Source organism: Paenirhizobium daejeonense (genome assembly GCF_014280875.1).
Lineage (GTDB): Bacteria > Pseudomonadota > Alphaproteobacteria > Rhizobiales > Rhizobiaceae > Allorhizobium > Allorhizobium daejeonense.
Window position 1 is genome coordinate 42,149 of the sequence record NZ_JACLAL010000008.1, and the last position, 18,528, is coordinate 60,676.

The window sequence follows — 18,528 nt, forward strand, 5'->3', positions numbered from 1 at the left end:
CATTCTGAAGCAAGGCGATGACGGAGTGCCGGTTGCGGAGATTTGCCGCAAGGCCGGGATCAGCCAGGCGACCTATTTCAATTGGCGCAAGAAGTATGCGGGCCTGTTGCCGGACGAGATGCGCCGATTGAAAGCTCTGGAAGATGAGAATTCCAGGCTCAAGAAGATCGTCGCCGATCTGACACTGGACCGCGAGATGCTCCAGGATGTCATCCGCCGAAAGCTCTGAGGCCTGTCAGGCAGCGCAAACTGATAGACGGGATGCTGGTGGATTGGGGCATCTCGATCCGACGGGCCTGCAAGGTCCTGAGGTTCGACACGTCGACCTACCATTACAAATCCCGTCGCACCGGACAGGCCCCACTCGAACGACGCATCAAGGAGATCTGCGAGACGCGCGTGCGGTACGGCTATCGGCGCGTCCATGTCCACCTGCTCCGCGATGGATGGAAGATCAACATGAAGAAGACACGCAGGATTTACAGCGAGTTGGGTCTTCAGCTGCGCAACAAGCATCCGAAGCGCCGGGTGAAGGCCAAGCTTCGGGACGATCGGCAGGAAGCTGTCGGTCCGAACGATGTTTGGGCAATGGACTTCGTTCACGACCAGCTCGCCACCGGTAAGAAGCTGCGCATCCTGACCGTGGTCGATACGCACTCGCGTTACTGTCCGGCCGCCGACGCCCGCTTCACCTATCGAGGCGAAGACGTGGTCCAGACCTTGGAAGGCATCTGTAGGAAGACCGGCTATCCGAAGACGATAAGGGTGGATAACGGCAGTGAGTTCATCTCTCGTGATCTCGACCTGTGGGCCTATGCCAACAACGTCACCTTGGACTTCTCTCGGCCTGGTAAGCCGACGGACAACGGCTTCATCGAGGCCTTCAACAGCAAGCTGCGGGCGGAGTGTCTAAACGCCCATTGGTTCCTGACCCTTGCGGATTCGCGCGAAAAGTTGGAGACTTGGCGTCGATACTATAACGAGGAACGTCCTCACTCGGCGATCGGCTATAACGTCCCGATTGACCTGCATAATCCCGGTGGCACAACCAGCCGGCCATCGTGATCAAAGTCGGAAAACTCCAGCTTCCGGCGATCCAAGGTTCGGTCTCAGAGCACGCCGGAAGGAGCAGTCTTTGTGCATGGTCGAAAAAAAAGCCTCCGAACCGCCTTCGGGGGCTTTGCTGTGCCACTTGAAGATCGTGGCTTATTCGGCCGTCAGGAACTCTTCGCAGTAGCTCTTGCCGCCGTCGGTGCCCGGCTTGTCGAGAAGCGTGCGGACGCTGCGGATCACGTAATCGGAAGAAACCGTGAGCTGAACTTCGCAACGCAGGTATTCCGAACGGGCCGGCTTCAGGAGCTTGCCCTTTTTGCCGTCGCCGAGATCTTCGTAGACTGCCGCAACCGTGCGGGTCTTGTAGCCGCCGCGCCATGTGTAGAGAGTGGTTCCGCCGCTTGCGGTATCGGCCGTCGGCGGGCCGAACTTGGCGAAGAAGGCTCCGGCCGGCTGGCCGTTCCAGCGCGACTCGATGCCGTTCTTGCTAATGCTCGTTGTTGTGCAGCCGGCAAGCGCCAGCAAGACGCCTGCCATGGTGATCACGCGGAAATTCATGTCTCTGTCCCTTGAGCTCTTGTTTGCGAGCCTGCCTGTCCTCGGTCCCAATTCCCCTGGCCCGCCGGCGTCTCGCATCTACGGCTTTATCCCCAAACGAAGGTCGTGAAAATCATAAGTGACGGGAGTCCGTGCAATTTTTCTTGATGATGCCGCCGTGCCACGTTTGCCGGCCCGCAAATCAGGGGCGGGCGGACAGCCTGTCGTGAAATTTTCATTTTTCTCGGAATTTTTCCTCCAACCCGCTTGTGCAACAAAAAAGGCTGGACTATAGAGGCGCCACTGGTCACGGAGTGTAGCGCAGTCTGGTAGCGCACCACGTTCGGGACGTGGGGGTCGAGTGTTCGAATCACTCCACTCCGACCAGTTTAAGTACCTGATCCCGAACAGGTTTTCCCGATAGAGAAATAGAAATATAGCCTTACGGCTGGCATGTTGTTCATGTTCCGTCGTCGGGATGTCGCCTGTTCTGCACCTGTATGAAGAACCTTCCGCGAAAGCTCCGGCAGACCCGCCGAGGATCTGTTTTGTCGTTTCAGGATCCGCGTTTTTCGAAGGAGGGATGCGTTTCGCCGGGCGTCGCTACTGGCTTCGCGCTGGTCTGAGCGGGTGGCGTTTTCCGCAGTATGAATTTTTGACTATTCGCTTCGCTGCAATCGTCGCTTATCGAAACGGCTGAAAAATTTACGACCAGGGCGGGACCCGCAAGTTTAAGGGGTAGGGGGACTGCGGGTCCCTGACCACCATCATGGTGGCTGGCACTCTGATAGCAGTTCATTTCGCAAGCGCATCATCGAATTATGCTGGTTTCACAACCACTTGATGTGGTCCCTAAACCCGAGTGAACGACTGTTGTTCGGTTGTGCCGAAATGAACCGGAATGGGCGGATTCATGGTCCGAAACCTCTGTTGAAATGCTTCGTGAGCAGGTTCTCAACAACCGAATGCGGAAATAACAGCCGCAATGCGCTGGATTTTCCCGCTGTTTCCCTCGATTAATCGAGGTCGCTGCAGGTGATTGCGATTACCGGCGACGTAGTGCGTTGCAGTCAGTTTTTTTGTTCAGGGGTTTTTTGTGAAGAGCGCATTGATTTTCGGCTTGATGACGGCCGCAGCGGTGTTTGCCGCGATGCCCACCGCCGCGCAGAGCGCGTGGCAGGCAATCGAGAAAATCGAAACCTATTCGGTCCGCGGACATTCGGGTCCCGAGCTCTACGCTTCCATAGGTGAGCGAGGCCCGGTGATCGGCGGCGACGTGCGGGCGATCGCTCACACGGGATTCAAGCTCACATGGAGGCGGGATTACCAGCAGCGCGGCGCATCCTGCGTCCTTGCGAGCGCGGTACCAAAACTCATCATCACCTACACCCTGCCCAAGCCTGCCAATTCCCTGCCGCCAGCCGTAAAGCAGAAATGGGATCGTTTCTATGCGGGCATTCAGGCGCATGAGCGCGTGCATGGCGATTTCATCAAGGACCTCGTCCACAAGATCGAGGCTGTCTCGGTCGGCCTGACCGTTGCCGACGATCCGGGCTGCAAGAAGATCCGCACCGAGCTGACGGGCAAGCTGGGTGAACTGTCCCGCGCCGAACGGCAGCAGAGCCGAGATTTCGACCGCGCCGAAATGAGCAACGGCGGCAATGTCCACCAGCTCATTCTTGCGCTGGTCAACGGCTGATGAACGAAAAGCCCGTCCGGATGCTAACGGACTTTTCCGAGGTCACGATATAGGGCTAGTCTTCTATCTGGGGAGGGCTGGAGAACCACAGGGCATGGATCGACTCGATTGCATTCGCATGTTTGTCGCCGTCATGGATACCGGCAGTTTTGCCGCCGGCGCCGCGCGCCTTGGCACCAGCAGCAGTCAGGCGTCCAAGCTGGTTTCACGCCTGGAGTCCGACCTTGGAGTACAGCTCATCAAGCGCACCACGCGGGTGTTGTCCCCCACCGAGGCCGGCACGTCCTATTGCGAGAGGGCGAGGGCGCTGCTTGAAGAATTCGACCAGCTCGATGCGTCCGTGCGCAATGTCTCCGCCGCACCTTCCGGCCTTTTGAGAATTGCTGCGCCCATCACCTTCGGCACCCGGCAGCTTGCGCCGTTGCTCAATATGTTTGCTGAGCAATATCCGGATATCCAGATCGATGTGAGTTTCTCCGACAGGCCCGTCAATCTGGTGGAAGAAGGTTTCGATGTCGCCGTGCGCATCGGTCGCCCCGCGGACAGCACGCTGATTGCTTGCAGACTTTGCCCCATCCGCATCGTGGTTATCGCGTCCCCGGCCTATCTCGCCGGCCACGGGACGCCGACAACGCCGGCGGAACTGGTCGACCACGCCTGCATTGTCGACACCAACTTCCGCGATCCCCTTCAGTGGCGGTTCGGGAAAAGGGACGGGGATGATGTCGTGTCCGTTTCCGTGCAAGGCAGAATGCGGTTCTCCAACGCGGAGGCCTGTCTTTCGGCGGCAGAGGCTGGGCTGGGGATTGCACGGGTGCCGAGCTTCGTTGCAGGGACTGCTCTCGTCGCCGGCAATGTGCATCCGCTCTTTCCCGGCATGGAGGACGAGCCCCATGGTCTCTACGCTCTCTATCCTCCCGGCCGCTATCTGGCGGCCAAAGTGCGTGTCCTCGTCGATTTCCTTGCCGACCGTTTCCGCGGCGAACCGCCATGGGATCTCGGCTGGCGGGTGAATTAATTCCATTTTGGACGTAATTTTCGTCCATCAAATGGGATAATATTTTGAATGGAAATGATGCATATCGATCCCAGACGAATTTACGTTCGATCTGTCTGGGAGATTTCTCATGGTCGATACCGCTATCAATTCCTCGGTCCAGCAGGACCAATCCGGCAAGGCCGGTGCTGTGAACGCCGTCAATGACGACCGCTTTGCCATCGGCAAGGTCGTTCTCACCGTCAATGATCTAGACGCCGTCAGCAGCTTCTATCAGCAGTCTGTCGGTCTTCACCTGTTGAAGGGCGATGCCGCTTCGGTTGAACTCGGCGCTGGCGGCAAGACGCTGCTCGAACTGCGCCGCGATGCATCCGCCCGCCGTCGTTCGCCGCGTGAGGCGGGGCTTTTCCACACGGCTTTCCTTCTGCCGGCCCGTTCCGATCTCGGACGCTGGATCCGCCATGCGATCGAAACGCAGGCCAGGGTGGTCGGCGCTTCCGACCACGCAGTCAGCGAGGCGCTTTATCTCTCCGATCCCGAGGGCAACGGCGTCGAAATCTACACTGACCGCCCCATTCTCGAATGGCGCTGGCGGGACGGGCATGTCCACATGCCCTCCGATCAACTCGACATCGAGAGCATTCTTGCAACGGCCGGCAATGACCGCTGGAAGGGATTTCCCGAAGGTTCTGTCGTTGGCCATGTGCACCTGCAGGTGGGGGCTATAGATGCCGCCGAGGCCTTTTATAATGGTGTCCTCGGTCTCGACGTCACCAGCCGGTATCCGGGCGGCACCTTCTATGCCGTTAATGGCTATCACCACCACGTTGCGACCAATATCTGGAACAGCCGTGGAGCGGGTCCGCGCAGCTATCCGAGCACAGGGCTGGAAAGCGTGGTGTTTCTGGCGGGCGGGCGTTTTGCAGACCCCGTTCGGGCGCATCTCGGCGCGGATGCAGGTGCTGCGGATTTCACAATCGCCGATCCCTGGGGCACGAAGATCACCTTCGATGCCCGCGAACCCGGCAGCAAGTAAGGAGACTGAGACATGCTGGTAGATGGAAAGTGGACCGCCGAATGGCACCCCGTTCAAGCGACCGATGCCAAGGGTGGCTTCGTGCGGCAGATCTCGGGTTTTCGCAACTGGGTCACGCCGGACGGCAGCGCCGGCCCGACGGGCGAGGGCGGTTTCAAGGCTGAAGCTGGCCGCTATCACCTCTATGTCGCACTGATTTGTCCCTGGGCCTCGCGTACGCTGATCGGCCGCAAGCTCAAGAAGCTTGAGGATGTGATTTCTGTATCCGTCGTGGAGCCGGCGCTGGCCGCCGAAGGCTGGAAGTTTGGAACCTATCCCGGTTCGAACCTCGATGCTCTGAATGGCGCCACCTACATGCACCAGATCTACACCAGCGCGGACCCGCATTATACCGGCCGCGCGACGGTGCCGGTGCTTTGGGACAAGGAGCGCAAGACGATCGTCAACAACGAATCGGCCGATATCCTGCGTATGCTGAATACGGGCTTCGGCGACCTCGCGGACGATACCTTCGACTTTTATCCGGAACCGCTGCGCGATCAGATCGACGCCCTGAACGATCGCATCTACCCGCGCCTCAACAACGGGGTTTATCGCGCGGGATTTGCCACGACCCAGCTTGCCTATGAGGAAGCGTTCGTGGACGTCTTTTCCATGCTGAACGCGCTGGAAGACCGGCTCTCCGCCGGTGGGCCATATCTCTTCGGCTCCAGCCTGACCGAAGCCGATATTCGCCTGTTCGTCACGCTGGTGCGTTTCGACGCCGCCTATTTCGGCCTCTTCAAGTGCAACCTGAAGCGGATCGCAGATTATCCGGCGCTGAACGCTTATCTGCACCGCATGCTGGCCGTTCCGGGCGTCGCCGACACGGTCAACATCGACCACATCAAGCAGGGCTACTATTCCATCAAGGCGCTCAACCCGAACGGCATCGTGCCCGTCGGGCCGGATCTGCCTGGCCTCTACCCGGTTGAACTCGCCACCACCCGTCCCTCCGCCTAACTCTACTGGAAAAGACAATGACGAATTCTGAGGCAAAAGCCCTTGTGATCTTCCTGCATGGCGTCGGCTCCAACGGTGCCGACCTTGCCGCGCTTGCGCCGGCCATGGCGCCGGCATTGCCCGGTGTCGCGTTCGAATCGCCGAATGGCTCGCAGCCCTGCGATTTCAACTCTGGCTACCAGTGGTTTAGTGTTGCCGGCGTAACGCCCGAGAATCGTGCCGAGAGGATCCGGGCAGCGCGCGGCGCCTTCGACGCGGTCGTGAGCGAACCCATCAAAAAGCATGGGTTTTCCCGTCGTCTGGATCGGGTGGCTTTCGTCGGCTTCTCGCAGGGCACGATCATGGCGCTCGATGCCCTTGTTTCCGGCAGGTGGCCGGTCGGGGCAATCGTCGGCTTCTCCGGCCGTCTCGCCACTGATGATATCGCGGAAACTGTTCCTTCCGTTCCGGTATTGCTGCAGCACGGCACTATGGATAGCGTCATTCCCGTCGGGGAAACGCAGGCCGCCGAAAAACGCCTGAAGGCACTCGGTGTTCCAGTCGAAACGCTTATCGTTCCGGGCCTCGGGCATTCGATCTCTGCTCCCGGTCTCGACAGGGCCGGCGTCTTCCTTGCGGAGCATCTTGCCTGAATGTGACCGAAGCACTGGAGGGGTATAGAAGCCCCTCCTTGAAAGCGTTGACCTTTTTGGGGCCCCTACGGCATTTAACGTAATCCCCCCAACTCTTGGGGAGCGGAACTGCCCGGTTTTCCACAACGGTTCGATTGCGGTCGATACCGAACTCCGATATCCTGCACAATTAATGGTTGCCGATTGGGGAGATGCATGCGCCGGCGTGGCGCGGTGTCCGGCAGCCGACGGGCGGCGATATTCCGGCGGGTGGACATTGGGCACGAGGCGGCGACGTCAACGGCAGGAACGGGTAACGCTTCTCGATGTGGCAACCGCAGCGGGGGTGAGTTCGATCACGGTTTCGAGGGCGCTGCGCAATCCTGAAAAGGTGTCGCCGGCGCTTCGCGAAACCATAATGAAATTCGTCGAGAGCATGGGCTATGTCCCCGATTTCGCGGCGAGGGCGCTGGCCAGCCAGAACAGCGGAATCATCGGCGTGTTGTCGCCGGCGCTGACGAATTATTCCTTCATTGGCATCATGCGCGGCATCGAGGATCGTGTCCGCTCTACCGATATGCGCATCCAGTATGCCAACACTCACTTTGAACCGGCCGACGAGATCAGGCAGTTGCGGCTGTTCTTTGCCCAGAATCCGTCGGGGATTATCATTGCGGGCGTTGAAGAACACCCGGATGTCTTGGACCTGTTGCGCAAGGCGCCTTGCCCTGTGGTGCAGATCATGGACGTCAATGGCGACCCCGTGGACATGTCGATTGGTATCAGTCACCGCTTCGCCGCCGAAACGGCGACCGCGCACCTGATCGAGCGCGGTTTTCGCCGGATCGCATTATTGGGCGGTCGATGGGATATTCGCAGCCGGCGTCGTTTCGATGGTTATCGCACCGTCATGGAGAAGGCGGGATTATACGACCCCGAGCTGGTGTTCTCGCTCGATGCGCATACCAGTGTCGGCCTGGGGGGCCATCTGCTCGAACGCCTGCTGCGGCAGGCGCCGGATGCCGATGCCGCATTCTGTCATAATGACGATATAGCCCTGGGCGTGCTGTTCGAATGCCAGCGTCGCGGCATCCGGTTGCCCGAGGATTTCGGCATCTGCGGGTTCAACGATCTTGAATATGCGAACGTGTCGAAACCGAGCCTGACGACGGTGCGCGTGCCCCGTTACGAGATCGGCTACAGGGCGGTCGACATGATCGTGCGCGCCTCCGGCAGCGGCAACCAGCCGGAAGCTCAGATCGATCTGGGTTTCCATCTGGTCGAGCGTGAGACGACGGCCCGTTACTGAAGCCAGCCTTGACGTTTGACTCTAGCCTTGCTTGTCGCCGTAGTCGCATCCCTTTTCCGGCGAAAAGTCCATGGTTCCGTCGGCTTTGAAAACCTCCGGATTTTCCGTGTAGACCGGCCCGATTACCAGCGGCTTCGCCGGTAGCACGCTCTGGTCCATGCTGGAGATGACGGTCGTCTCCAAGGATTGAAGCAGCTTTCCCGAGGCGTTGACGATTCGGATCGAGACGGCATAGGGATGCTCCTTGCGCACGCAATGGAGCGCGGGGCTTTCCAGCGTGACCTTGTCCCAGAAGGGGAAGATCTTCTCCCGAATCCTGAGCGGTTCGCCTCCCGCCGGGTTCTCGAACGTGGCCTCCGCATAGCTTTCATCAGGCAGGGGTGCGTTGCGGGCAAGGGTCAGCAGATAAGTGGCCCTAGCAACCCGATAGTTGAAGACAAAGACCTTGCCGGAGATCGCAAGCGGTCCTTCCTCCTCGCGCTGGCAACCTGCAAGCGGCAGGACGAGGGAGAGCAGAAGTACGACGCATGCAGTGCGGGCGGTCATGAATGGTCGTCCTTCTGCTTGCGGTAGTGCCTGCTTGCCTTCACACGGTTGCCGCAAACCGCCATGTCGCACCAAATGCGGCTTCGGTTCTTGCTCTTGTCGAGAAACAGCCAGCCGCAATTACCGCAGATTTTCATGCGCTCCGGCTGGGGTGCACTGATCAACGCCAGCGAGGAGTGCGCCGTTGCGGATTCCAGCGATTGTTCGCTCGTTGCCGACCTCAGAGCGTCGGCAACCGCGTCCAGCAGATCGGCGAGAAGCTGGCGGTTGTTTGTGCCCAGTGTGCGTTGGCGAAAATAGCGATCGATCGCCTCTCGCAAGGCGATCAGCCCCTGCCTGTTTTCCGGAGGTGTTGCCACGAGTTCGCCGAACAGTGCCTTCTCCGCGGAGAAGGTTGAGGCCGCAGCAGCGAACGCGTCCATCTGACCATGCTCTGCGAAGCGGTCGATGGTGCGGGCCGCATCGAAGCGCAGGATGACGCTGTTCGCGACATCAAGCGCCAGCGCGCCGCCAGCAAAACGGTGAGGGGTCCAAGAAAAGGTCATGCGGAATTATAACTGGTAAAATAAACTTTACTAGTTATAAAAAATGACAGGAGGAAATGATGACCTACCTGTTGCAGCAACTGGCGAATGCCTTGCCGATTTCCGCGCTCTATGCGGCGCTGGCGTTTGGTTATGCGTTGGCCTTCGGCATGACGCGCCGCCCGGATATCACCTACGGCGCTTTGTTTGCCTTTGCGGGACAGGTATTCCTGCTGTTCGCGCATATCGGCTGGAACAGGCTGTTCCTCATATTGCCGGCCACACTGGCGCTCGCGGCTGCCGCTTCGTTTCTTTATACGACTGTTGCCGGCTGGAGCATTGTCCGGCATGTGCTGCGCCCGTTGCATGGCGCGAGCACCAACGCGGTTATCGTGGCGTCTCTGGCGCTGGTCATCCTGCTTTCGGAAATCATGCGTCTGTCGATGAACAGCCGTGAACTCTGGCTCTCTCCCTTTCTGAACGCGCGCGTCGTCTTCTGGCAGGGGGAAGGAGGCGATGTCGGCCTGACGGTTATACAAATCGGTAGTGTCGTACTCATGGCCGGCCTCTTGGCCCTGGGGCATCTGCTGATGGCACGCACGCGTTTGGGCAGGGACTGGCGGGCAGTTGCGGACGATCCGCGCGCCGCGCGCCTTTGCGGCGTGAATGCCGATGGCGTCTTCGTGCTGTCCTATGTGGCCGCAGCATCGATTGCCGCGATCTGCGGCACCCTCGCAACGTCTTATTATGGCTCGATGGATTTTGCCTCAGGCCTGCTATTCGGCCTCAAAGTCGTGCTGATTGCCGCGGTTGGTGGTTACTCCGTGCCGTTGAAATCGGCGGCTGGAGCAGCCGTCGTGGGTCTATCGGAAACGCTATGGAGCGGCTATGCACCCATCCTCTGGCGGGATGCCGCGATTATTTCAGCGCTGGTGCTGTTACTGGTGGCAAGCCGTCGGGAACGCGTCATTCCCTGAAAGGCTCGATCTCTTTTTTACGCAATTCCGGACGCAAAGCCGCTGCACACCTTTTCTGGAATTGCATCAGCTCCACTTGTCGCGAGCACGATCGTCGGCATCCTTGGCGCTGACCCACTGGCCGCTCGTGCCATCCTGCATGTGTTCCTTCTTCCAGAAAGGGGCGGCAGTCTTTAGATAGTCCATCACGAAGTTGGCGCCGTCGAAGGCAGCCTGCCGATGCGGCGAGGCGGCGATGACCAGCACGATCTGCTCGCCGGATTCAATGCGTCCGAAACGGTGGATGGCGGTGAGGGCCTGCAACTGGAAGCGCTCGATGGCCTCCAGCGCGATTCGGCGCATCTCGGCCTCGGCCATGCCGGGATAGTGTTCCAGTTCAAGCGCGGTAAGCGCTCCACCCTCGTCGCGGCAAAGGCCGGTAAAGGAGACGAGTGCGCCGATATCCCGGCGGCCGTTGGTGATCGCAGCCGTCTCCGTCGCAACGTCGAAATCCGTGGATTGCACGCGGATGGTCGGAAGGATGGTCATGCTCTCTTCCTTGATGTCTTCACCGGAAACGCAGGCGGATGCGGTATGCCTGCCTGAAGTCCCCCGGATCACCCACCGGTCATCGGGGGGAACAGGCCGATCTCGCGCGCACCCGCGATGGGTTCGTCATGCTCCACATGTTCCTGGTTGATCGCCACGCGAATGGCCTCGGGAAACTGGAGGGCGTTTTCGTATTCCTCGCCAAGCGTCGCGAGATGGGCGATCAGGTCGCCTGCCGTCCTCACGTCGGCGGGAAGCTCGATCTCTTCCTCGCCCTTGCCGATTCGTTCCCGCACCCAGGCAAAATAGACGAGTTTCACCATCCCTATTCGTCCACGATGTGCTTCACGCCGGCCTTGAAGTAGTCGTAGCCCGTGTACATGGTCAGTGCAGCAGCGATCCACAGCATGAAGATGCCGGCATATGTGACGATCGGCAGGACGGATTGGACATCGCCCGCCGCAGATACGCCATGGATGAGGCGGTCGACATAGGCATCGCCCGCCGAACCGGCCAGCAAGAGAGCGATGGCGACCATCTGGATCGTCGTCTTCCACTTGGCGATGCGGGTCACCGGGACCGAGACCGTGAGTGCTGCAAGATATTCGCGAAGGCCGGAAACGAGGATTTCGCGGCACAGGATGATGATCGCCGCCCAGATCGTCCAGCCGGCGATTGTGCCATCAGCCGCCATCAGCAGCAGGACCGAGGCGACGAGCAGCTTGTCGGCGATCGGGTCGAGCATGCGGCCGATATTGGACGTCTGGTTCCAGATGCGGGCGAGATAACCATCGAAGAAGTCTGTGATCGAGGCGATGATGAAGAGCCACAGCGCCGTCCAGCGGGCGAAGTCGGAACTCTGCAGCTTGCCCTCGACGAAGAAGCAGAGAACGATGATCGGCACGGCCACGATGCGCGCGTATGTCAGGATATTCGGAAGATTGTATGCGCGCGATGCCATGATGCCCTGCTGCCGGAAGATTTCGTTCGTAGATGACGGCTTTAAACCTGTAGCGTCAACCCAAGTTTTTTGAATCGTCTATAAGAAAACGCCGCCTGTCACATGCTTCGTGACGTCAGTCTGCGGCGTTTTCATGGAAGTGATTGTAGACCAGACGCGCCACGGCTTCCGAAATGCCGTCGACCGCCAGAAGGTCGGACATGGCGGCACGCGAAACGGCCTTTGCGGTGCCGAAATGCTGGAGCAGAGCCCTTTTGCGAGTCGGTCCGACCCCCGAGATTTCGTCGAGCGGGTTTTTCGCCATTTCCTTCTTGCGGCGAGCCCGGTGTGAACCGATTGCAAATCGGTGGGCCTCGTCGCGCAGGCGCTGGATGAAATAGAGAACCGGGTCGCGTGGCGGCAGGGTAAAGTCGGGCTTGCCCTCTGCGAAAAAGCGTTCGCGGCCTGCGTCGCGGTCAACGCCCTTGGCTACGCCGATGGCTGTCACACAGTCGCGGATACCGAGTTCGTCGAGTATGGCGCGCACCGCAGTCATCTGGCCCTGGCCGCCATCGATGAGGATCACGTCGGGCCATGCCGGGAAGGGGGCGTCTGCCGAATCGTCTACGGGAGCCGAACGGTCCGGCTTGCCTTCTTCCTTCAGCAGGCGTGAGAACCGCCGCGTCATCACCTCGCGCATCATGCCAAAGTCGTCGCCCGGTGTGATGTCGGTCGAGCGGATGTTGAACTTGCGGTACTGTCCCTTGATGAAGCCTTCCGGCCCCGCCACGACCATGCCGCCGACGGCATTGGTGCCCATGATGTGGGAGTTGTCGTAGATCTCGATCCGGCGCGGGACGTAGGCAAGGCCGAAGGTCTCCGCGAAACCTGCAAGCAGGCGCGACTGCGAAGCCGTCTCGGCGAGCTTGCGGCCATGGGCCTCGCGCGCATTGGCGCTGACATGATCCACCAGATCCTTTTTCTCGCCCCGCTGCGGCACGAGGATCGAGACCTTGTGTCCGGTCTTCTCCGTGAGCGCCGTCGCCAGCAGATCCTGCTCCTCGATGGCTTCGGAGAGGAGGATCTGCCGGGGACAGGGCTTGTCGTCGTAGAACTGTGCCAAGAAGGCGTTGAGCACCTCGGCTCCGGTGAGCTGCGGGTCTGCCTTCGGGAAATAGGCGCGGTTGCCCCAGTTCTGTCCGGTGCGGAAGAAGAAGACCTGAATGCAGGAAAGCCCGCCCTCGTGATGGATGGCGAAGACATCGGCCTCTTCGACGCCGGCGGGATTGATGCCCTGATGGCTCTGGACATGGGAGAGCCCGGCAAGGCGGTCGCGGAACACGGCGGCACGCTCGAAGTCCAGATCCTCGGCCGCCTCGTTCATGGACCGCGCCATGGCCTCCTTGACGTTCTGGCTCTTGCCGGAAAGGAAGTCCTTGGCCTCCTTGACGAGACCGGCATAGCCTTCGTCACTGATTTCGTGGGTGCACGGGGCAGAGCAGCGCTTGATCTGATAGAGCAGGCACGGCCTCGTGCGCGTCTCGAACACGCTGTCGGTACAGGTGCGCAGCAGAAACGCCCGTTGCAGAGAGTTGATCGTGCGGCCAACCGCGCTGGCGGAAGCGAAGGGGCCGAAATAGTCGCCCTTGCGCGCTCGCGCGCCGCGATGCTTGTAGATCGCGGGAGCGCGGCTGTCGCCGGTGATCAGGATGTAGGGAAAGCTCTTGTCGTCGCGAAGCAGCACGTTAAAGCGCGGCCGTAAGCGCTTGATCAGATTCGCTTCCAGCAGCAGCGCCTCGACCTCGGTCCGGGTCGTGACGAATTCCATGTGCACGGTCTCGCGCACCATGCGCGTCAGCCGGTTGGAATGGAGCCGTCCCTGCGCATAGTTGCTGACGCGCTTCTTCAGGCTGCGCGCCTTGCCGACATAAAGAACGTCGCCATCGGAATTCAGCATGCGGTAGACGCCGGGGCCGTTCGGCAACTGCTTGACGAATTCTCCGATCAGCGCAGCACCTGTCAGCCCCTCATGGCTGGCTCCGCCTTCGTTCCAGTCGATGGCGGTCGCGGCTTGCGGAGCTTCCGGTTCGACGATGGCGTCATCGTCTTCCTCTTCCGTTTCGTCGTAGAGAATGCCGCCATCCGGCAGCTTTCCTCCGGTCATTCATTGATCTCCGTGGCGCCCGGCACTCGCCAGGCGAGATGTTGCCCGCCGTCCAGCGCAATCATTTGGCCGGTGATCGACGGTGTGTCAAAAAGAAAGCGGATCGTCCGCCCGAATTCCTCCAGCCGCGGACCCTGTTCAAGCGGCAGCGCATCGATCTGTGCCTGAAAATCGGCTTCCGCCTGACGCGCGCTCTTCAGCGTCGGTCCGGGACCGATCGCATTCACCCTGACACGCGGGGCAAAGGCCTGCGCCATGGTGTGAGTCGCCGTCATCAGCGCCGACTTCGACAATGTATAGGAAAAAAATCTTGGCGTCAGCGCCAGAACCCGCTGGTCGATGATGTTGACGATCAGGCCATGGGCATCGGGCGGCAATTGCTGGAGGAGGGCGGCTGAGAGGATCGAGGGCGCTCGCACATGGAGGTCGAAGTGTTGGGAGAAATGGTCGGCATTGAAGTTCTCGGCGCTGTCTTCGAGGAAAACCGAGGCGTTGTTGACCAGAAGACCGACCGGTCCAAGTTCCGCTGTCGCCATCCTCATCAATTCTGCAGTTTCATAGGCGTCACACAAATCGGCTTTCAGGGCGATCGCCTTGCATCCTTCGGCGCGTAATCGTGCGGCAAGCTCCTCGGCCTCTGCAAACGATCCGTTGCCATGGATTGCGATGGCAAAATCGTGGCGCGCCAAGTCTTCCGCAATGGCTGCACCAAGTCTCTTTGCGGAACCGGTCACCAGAGCTGTCTTCGGTATGCTTGCTTTCATTACGATCCAACCCGATTACCTGTGATGCTGCTGGGCATATATGTCGTGTGGCGGTGCGTTGCACAGGGGGTGCGAAAATCTTTTCGCATCAAATGCCTGGGAAATACTTTGATTAACTTAAGTTTAATTTGGGTTGAATTCAGTAATTTTGCGTTTATGGTTTGTTATGGTTAACAAATTTCCTGTTGTTTTAAAGCAACATCCCATTTTGGTCACTGGTGTGCCACAATCATTTCATATTTTGGCTCTTTCAATTCCTCATTTCACCGCCATCTATTCCTTCGGAACGGGCAGGGATTTCTAACTATCGTTCTCGCCGCTGCTTGTAAGGATTAAGCGCGGCAGTGAACTGAAAGGAGACTATTATGCGTACCCTCACTATGATTCTTCTGGCTTCCGCTACGAGCTTTGCTGCTATCCAGGTTGCAAGTGCCGCCGACGCCATCGACCAGATTCCGGAGGCTCCGGCCGCCACGGACAACTATGCAGCTCCGGCTGGCAACTGGTCCGGCGCCTATGTGGGCGGTATGGCTACCTACGACTTCGGCAAGTTCGACGGTGCAAAGAACCGTGATGCCAAGGGTCTGGGCGGCGCCGTCTACGGCGGTTACAACATGCAGAACGGCCAGATCGTTTACGGTGGTGAAGCCGACATCGGTTATGCTGGCGAAGATGGCAATGCCGGTGCTGGCTACAAGGGCACCCAGGGTGTCAACGGCTCGATCCGTGGCCGCGTCGGTTACGACATGAATCCGTTCCTTGTATACGGTACAGCCGGTCTTGCCGTTACCAACAATGAACTGAAGAGCGCCACCGACTCCGACGAGCGCCTTGCCGCTGGTTACACCGTCGGTGCCGGTGTTGAAGCCATGGTCACCGACAATGTCATGGCGCGTGTCGAGTATCGCTATAGCGACTACCAGAAGCGTGACTTCGACCTCGACGGTACGAAGGTTACCAAGGGCTTTGACGACCACAGCGTCAAGGTCGGTATGGGCATCAAGTTTTGATCCTTGTCAGGATCGAACTCATGAAAAAGCCGGGCGCGAGCCCGGCTTTTTTGTTGCCTTGAATTTGTCGTGCAAGTCGCCGGACCTCACGTCTGAGGCCGCAGCGCGCCGTAATTCTCGAAGCGCTTGGTGAACTTGGCCGGCCACGCCGTCAGTTCGGTGTGACCATTTTCCCATTGGCCGGGAAAGTGCAGCATCAGGTAGCCGAGCAGGCTTGCCATGGCGAAGTGGCCGCCATGCAGCTTCTTGCCGGTCTTCGGCATGTTGGCTTCGAGATGATCGAGACCGCGAACGACCTTCGACCACTGCCGGTCTATAACCGCCTGGCTGACCAGTTCCGGCGGACGCAAACGCTTCTCGTAGACGATGGCCAGCAGGCAGTCGTTGATGCCGTCGCATAGCGCCTCCAGTACTTCGGCTTCCGTTCGTTTTTCGTCCTTCTTGGGGTAAAGGCTCTTGCCGGAGACGCGGTGCAGATAATGCATGATGGCGCGGCTGTCGAAGATGGCGTCGCCGTCGTCGGTAACGAGGGCCGGGATCTTGCCGAGTGGATTGGCGTTGATCAGCACCGGCGGATCGTCATTGGTGTTGACGGTGATCTCGTCGAGATCGATCCCGAGATAGCGGGCCGCCATGCGGACCTTCGAGGAGTAGGGTGAGGTGGAGGAGAAAAGCAGCTTCATGGGTGATCCATTTTCTGGTGCGGTATTTACCGCCGGGGCGGGATTGTAATGCTCTGTTGCCGGCAACTGTTACGGTCCACGTCCTGGCAGGTGCGGAATTCGAGGTCCTTCGTCAGGCAGATCTGGATCTCGTCGAGCTTGCCGTCCTCGCAGGTGACGGCGATGCCGCGGGGATCGAGGCCACGATTGGCGTCGAGGAACTGGGTTTCCAGAACCACAGGCGAAATCCTTGTCTCTTTTCGGGCTGTTGCAAGGGCGGCGGGTACTGCGACCTTCTCGTAGGCGGCCCGGGTGACAGCGAAATAGTCGGCCTGACCGAGGCCGGAACAGGTTCCGTGCTTGCGCCATTCATGCCCGATTAGCCCCATGCTGGGCATGATGTCGAGCATGGGGCGACCGACGCCTTCCGGGACGCGTTGTGCTGCGTCTGTCGCGCAGGATTCCGGATAGCCGCGTTCGAATTGCGGCCACAGGCCATGCACGATCAGGCCATAACTTTTCGATGGCCCACACTGATCGCGATTCCCGCCGCCCGTATTGAGCGAACAGAAGGTCGGTGACCAGGAAAGCGCCAATACGTAGTAATCGAAGCCGGTTCCGCGCGGCAATTTCACCGGGGATGGTGTCACAGCGGGCGGCGGCGCCGTACTTTCCTTCTGTGGCGGAGATAGGGTTGGTTTCCCCTCGGGTTTCAGGAGGGCGTAGGCGAGAGCGGCCAATGCCAGAAAGGCGAGGGCGATGAAACCTGCATATCGGGACATGGCGTTCGTCTATCAATCCTGCCTAGCGCAGCGAGGCGCAATGGGCGCCGTAGACATGCCACGGGTCGAGACCGCTGGCGCAGTATTCGACGGAGTGGCCGACACCGGCAAGCCCCCAGGTGCTCTCGATCACATACCAGAGCGCGCGGCGGTGGCCATCTGTTCCGGTGATCGTCGTATTGCAATAGCGGCGCTCGATGCGATGGGTGTCGTCGGCAGGCTGGAAGCGGCTTTCATGAATGCTGCCGAAGTCCTGTACGGCAAGATCGACCTTGAGGAATTCGCGATTGTTCACCGCGAAGCGGGAACTGACATTACCGGCGACCTGCTCGCAGGATGGCGTCGCCGCAAGGCTCTCCGTCGCGATGGCAATTGACATGAAACCGGCTAGGGGCATGAGACTGGCAAGCGACAGCGCGGCGCGGATCAGCAGACGGTTCGTCATGATGAATCTCCCCAATGAGCCGCCACAATGTTGAGAAACGGCGGCAACGTCAAGGGATCCGGCTTCCCGGTCTCCGTCTGCGGCTTATTCCTCGCCCCTCAGCCAGAAGCAGCGCTGCGAGGCAAAACGATCCTGCGCCAGCACCCGCTTCAGTTCCGGCAGCGCCGCATGCAACTCGTCCTTCAGCGTGTAGGGCGGGTTGACGATGATGAGGCCGGAGCCGGAAAGGCCGGTCGTTTCGCGGTCGCTGCGAACCGAAAGCTCGGCACAGAGCATTTTGGGGATCTCAAGTTCCTTGAGCGCCTGATGGAAGGCCGCGATCGGCGCACCCTTCTTGATCGGGTACCACAGGCAATAGACGCCGGTCGAAAAACGCCGCGATGCTCTGGAAAGCCCATCAACCAGCCGGTCGTATTCCCCATCGATCTCGAAAGGCGGATCGACCAGAACAATGCCGCGCTTTTCCTTCGGCGGCAGGTGCGCACCGAGCGTCAGCCAGCCGTCGAGTTCGGTCACGCGCACCTGATAGTCGCCCTCGAAAAGACGCGACAACGCGCGGCAGTCGTCCGGGTGAAGTTCCATCGCGGACAGACGGTCCTGCGGGCGAAAGAGCATGCGCGAAAGCTTCGGTGAACCGGGGTAAAGCCGGATGGAGCCGTCCGGATTGAGCGTGCGCACGGCCTCGATATAAGGAGCGAGAAAGGCCGAGACCGGTGCGGGCAGTTCAGCTTCCAGCAGCCTGCCGATGCCATCCTTCCATTCGCCTGTTTTCTGGGCCTCTTCCGAGGAAAGATCGTAGAGCCCGATGCCGGCATGGGTGTCGAGCAGGCGGAAGGCCTTGTCTTTCTGCTGCAGGTATACGATCAGGCGGGCCAGCACCGCATGCTTCAGCACGTCGGCAAAATTGCCTGCATGGTAGATGTGGCGATAGTTCATCTGGCG

21 protein-coding genes and 1 tRNA gene are annotated in these 18,528 nt (G+C 59.8%); 10 read left to right on the forward strand and 12 right to left on the reverse strand.

What is annotated here, in order from left to right; translation table 11 throughout:
- Position 1: 1 nt before the first annotated feature.
- Positions 2–1,065 (forward strand): IS3 family transposase gene (locus H4I99_RS18825; protein WP_342345169.1). Its coding sequence is split into 2 segments (ribosomal slippage): positions 2–224 and positions 224–1,065, totalling 1,065 coding nucleotides; the frame shifts between segments, so codons are not numbered across the junction.
- Positions 1,066–1,206: 141 nt separating this feature from the next.
- On the opposite strand, the gene H4I99_RS18830 is transcribed toward H4I99_RS18825, so the two are convergent.
- Positions 1,207–1,611: a hypothetical protein gene (locus tag H4I99_RS18830; protein ID WP_163904653.1), complete on the reverse strand. Its 405-nt coding sequence runs from the start codon at positions 1,609–1,611 to the stop codon at positions 1,207–1,209.
- Positions 1,612–1,900: 289 nt separating this feature from the next.
- On the opposite strand from H4I99_RS18830, the gene H4I99_RS18835 reads away from it, so the two are divergent.
- The 7 genes from H4I99_RS18835 to H4I99_RS18865 all read left to right on the forward strand — a co-directional run bounded on the left by H4I99_RS18835 (position 1,901) and on the right by H4I99_RS18865 (position 8,244).
- A tRNA-Pro gene (locus H4I99_RS18835) sits at positions 1,901–1,977 on the forward strand.
- A gap of 736 nt (positions 1,978–2,713) precedes the next feature.
- Positions 2,714–3,289 carry a DUF922 domain-containing Zn-dependent protease gene (locus H4I99_RS18840; protein WP_163906239.1) on the forward strand — a complete coding sequence of 192 codons (576 nt, stop codon included), beginning with the start codon at positions 2,714–2,716 and terminating at the stop codon, positions 3,287–3,289.
- Between the two features lie 94 nt (positions 3,290–3,383).
- Complete coding sequence (locus H4I99_RS18845; protein ID WP_163904655.1) at positions 3,384–4,307, forward strand: LysR family transcriptional regulator; 924 nt, start codon at positions 3,384–3,386, stop codon at positions 4,305–4,307.
- Between the two features lie 109 nt (positions 4,308–4,416).
- Positions 4,417–5,322: a VOC family protein gene (locus H4I99_RS18850; protein WP_163904657.1), complete on the forward strand. Its 906-nt coding sequence runs from the start codon at positions 4,417–4,419 to the stop codon at positions 5,320–5,322.
- A gap of 12 nt (positions 5,323–5,334) precedes the next feature.
- On the forward strand, positions 5,335–6,324 hold the full coding sequence (locus H4I99_RS18855; RefSeq protein ID WP_163904659.1) for a glutathione S-transferase family protein: 990 nt from the start codon (positions 5,335–5,337) through the stop codon (positions 6,322–6,324).
- Positions 6,325–6,341: 17 nt separating this feature from the next.
- On the forward strand, positions 6,342–6,956 hold the full coding sequence (locus H4I99_RS18860; protein WP_163904661.1) for an alpha/beta hydrolase: 615 nt from the start codon (positions 6,342–6,344) through the stop codon (positions 6,954–6,956).
- Positions 6,957–7,212: 256 nt separating this feature from the next.
- Positions 7,213–8,244, forward strand: coding sequence for a LacI family DNA-binding transcriptional regulator (locus tag H4I99_RS18865; RefSeq protein ID WP_244625181.1), 1,032 nt, complete (start codon positions 7,213–7,215; stop codon positions 8,242–8,244).
- 21 nt (positions 8,245–8,265) lie between these two features.
- On the opposite strand, the gene H4I99_RS18870 is transcribed toward H4I99_RS18865, so the two are convergent.
- Together H4I99_RS18870 and H4I99_RS18875 are read right to left on the reverse strand one after the other, a co-directional pair.
- Entirely contained in the window at positions 8,266–8,790 is a 525-nt protein-coding gene (locus H4I99_RS18870; protein WP_163904665.1) for a hypothetical protein, read from the reverse strand.
- Entirely contained in the window at positions 8,787–9,335 is a 549-nt protein-coding gene (locus tag H4I99_RS18875) for a CGNR zinc finger domain-containing protein (protein ID WP_163904667.1), read from the reverse strand. Before H4I99_RS18875 ends, H4I99_RS18870 begins: the two co-directional genes overlap by 4 nt.
- 59 nt (positions 9,336–9,394) lie before the next feature.
- Here H4I99_RS18875 and H4I99_RS18880 point away from each other — a divergent pair, with 59 nt between their 5' ends.
- Positions 9,395–10,291 (forward strand): branched-chain amino acid ABC transporter permease, encoded by an 897-nt coding sequence (locus H4I99_RS18880; RefSeq protein WP_163906241.1) that lies wholly within the window; start codon positions 9,395–9,397, stop codon positions 10,289–10,291.
- A gap of 66 nt (positions 10,292–10,357) precedes the next feature.
- Here the strand turns inward: H4I99_RS18880 and H4I99_RS18885 are convergent, their stop codons facing one another.
- The 5 genes from H4I99_RS18885 to H4I99_RS18905 form a co-directional block, all read right to left on the reverse strand.
- A complete protein-coding gene (locus H4I99_RS18885) occupies positions 10,358–10,819 on the reverse strand; it encodes a molybdenum cofactor biosynthesis protein MoaE (RefSeq protein ID WP_163904669.1) in 462 nt (153 codons plus the stop codon).
- 68 nt (positions 10,820–10,887) lie between these two features.
- Complete coding sequence (gene moaD, locus H4I99_RS18890) at positions 10,888–11,142, reverse strand: molybdopterin converting factor subunit 1 (protein WP_163904671.1); 255 nt, start codon at positions 11,140–11,142, stop codon at positions 10,888–10,890.
- A 2-nt stretch (positions 11,143–11,144) separates the two neighbouring features.
- Positions 11,145–11,780 (reverse strand): CDP-diacylglycerol--glycerol-3-phosphate 3-phosphatidyltransferase, encoded by a 636-nt coding sequence (gene pgsA, locus H4I99_RS18895; protein ID WP_163904673.1) that lies wholly within the window; start codon positions 11,778–11,780, stop codon positions 11,145–11,147.
- Positions 11,781–11,895: 115 nt separating this feature from the next.
- On the reverse strand, positions 11,896–13,923 hold the full coding sequence (gene uvrC / locus H4I99_RS18900; protein ID WP_163904675.1) for an excinuclease ABC subunit UvrC: 2,028 nt from the start codon (positions 13,921–13,923) through the stop codon (positions 11,896–11,898).
- On the reverse strand, positions 13,920–14,687 hold the full coding sequence (locus H4I99_RS18905; RefSeq protein WP_163904677.1) for an SDR family oxidoreductase: 768 nt from the start codon (positions 14,685–14,687) through the stop codon (positions 13,920–13,922). The genes uvrC and H4I99_RS18905 overlap by 4 nt, the downstream gene beginning before the upstream one ends.
- A 365-nt stretch (positions 14,688–15,052) precedes the next feature.
- On the opposite strand from H4I99_RS18905, the gene H4I99_RS18910 reads away from it, so the two are divergent.
- Positions 15,053–15,697 carry an outer membrane protein gene (locus tag H4I99_RS18910; RefSeq protein ID WP_163904679.1) on the forward strand — a complete coding sequence of 215 codons (645 nt, stop codon included), beginning with the start codon at positions 15,053–15,055 and terminating at the stop codon, positions 15,695–15,697.
- Positions 15,698–15,783: 86 nt separating this feature from the next.
- On the opposite strand, the gene H4I99_RS18915 is transcribed toward H4I99_RS18910, so the two are convergent.
- From H4I99_RS18915 to H4I99_RS18930, 4 genes are all read right to left on the reverse strand, one after another.
- A complete protein-coding gene (locus H4I99_RS18915) occupies positions 15,784–16,380 on the reverse strand; it encodes a glutathione S-transferase (RefSeq protein WP_163904681.1) in 597 nt (198 codons plus the stop codon).
- A gap of 26 nt (positions 16,381–16,406) precedes the next feature.
- A complete protein-coding gene (locus tag H4I99_RS18920) occupies positions 16,407–17,141 on the reverse strand; it encodes a ribonuclease T2 family protein (RefSeq protein ID WP_163904683.1) in 735 nt (244 codons plus the stop codon).
- A gap of 22 nt (positions 17,142–17,163) precedes the next feature.
- Entirely contained in the window at positions 17,164–17,586 is a 423-nt protein-coding gene (locus tag H4I99_RS18925) for a hypothetical protein (RefSeq protein WP_163904685.1), read from the reverse strand.
- An 84-nt stretch (positions 17,587–17,670) separates the two neighbouring features.
- Positions 17,671–18,522 (reverse strand): 23S rRNA (adenine(2030)-N(6))-methyltransferase RlmJ, encoded by an 852-nt coding sequence (locus H4I99_RS18930; RefSeq protein ID WP_163904687.1) that lies wholly within the window; start codon positions 18,520–18,522, stop codon positions 17,671–17,673.
- Between the last annotated feature and the right edge of the window lie 6 nt (positions 18,523–18,528).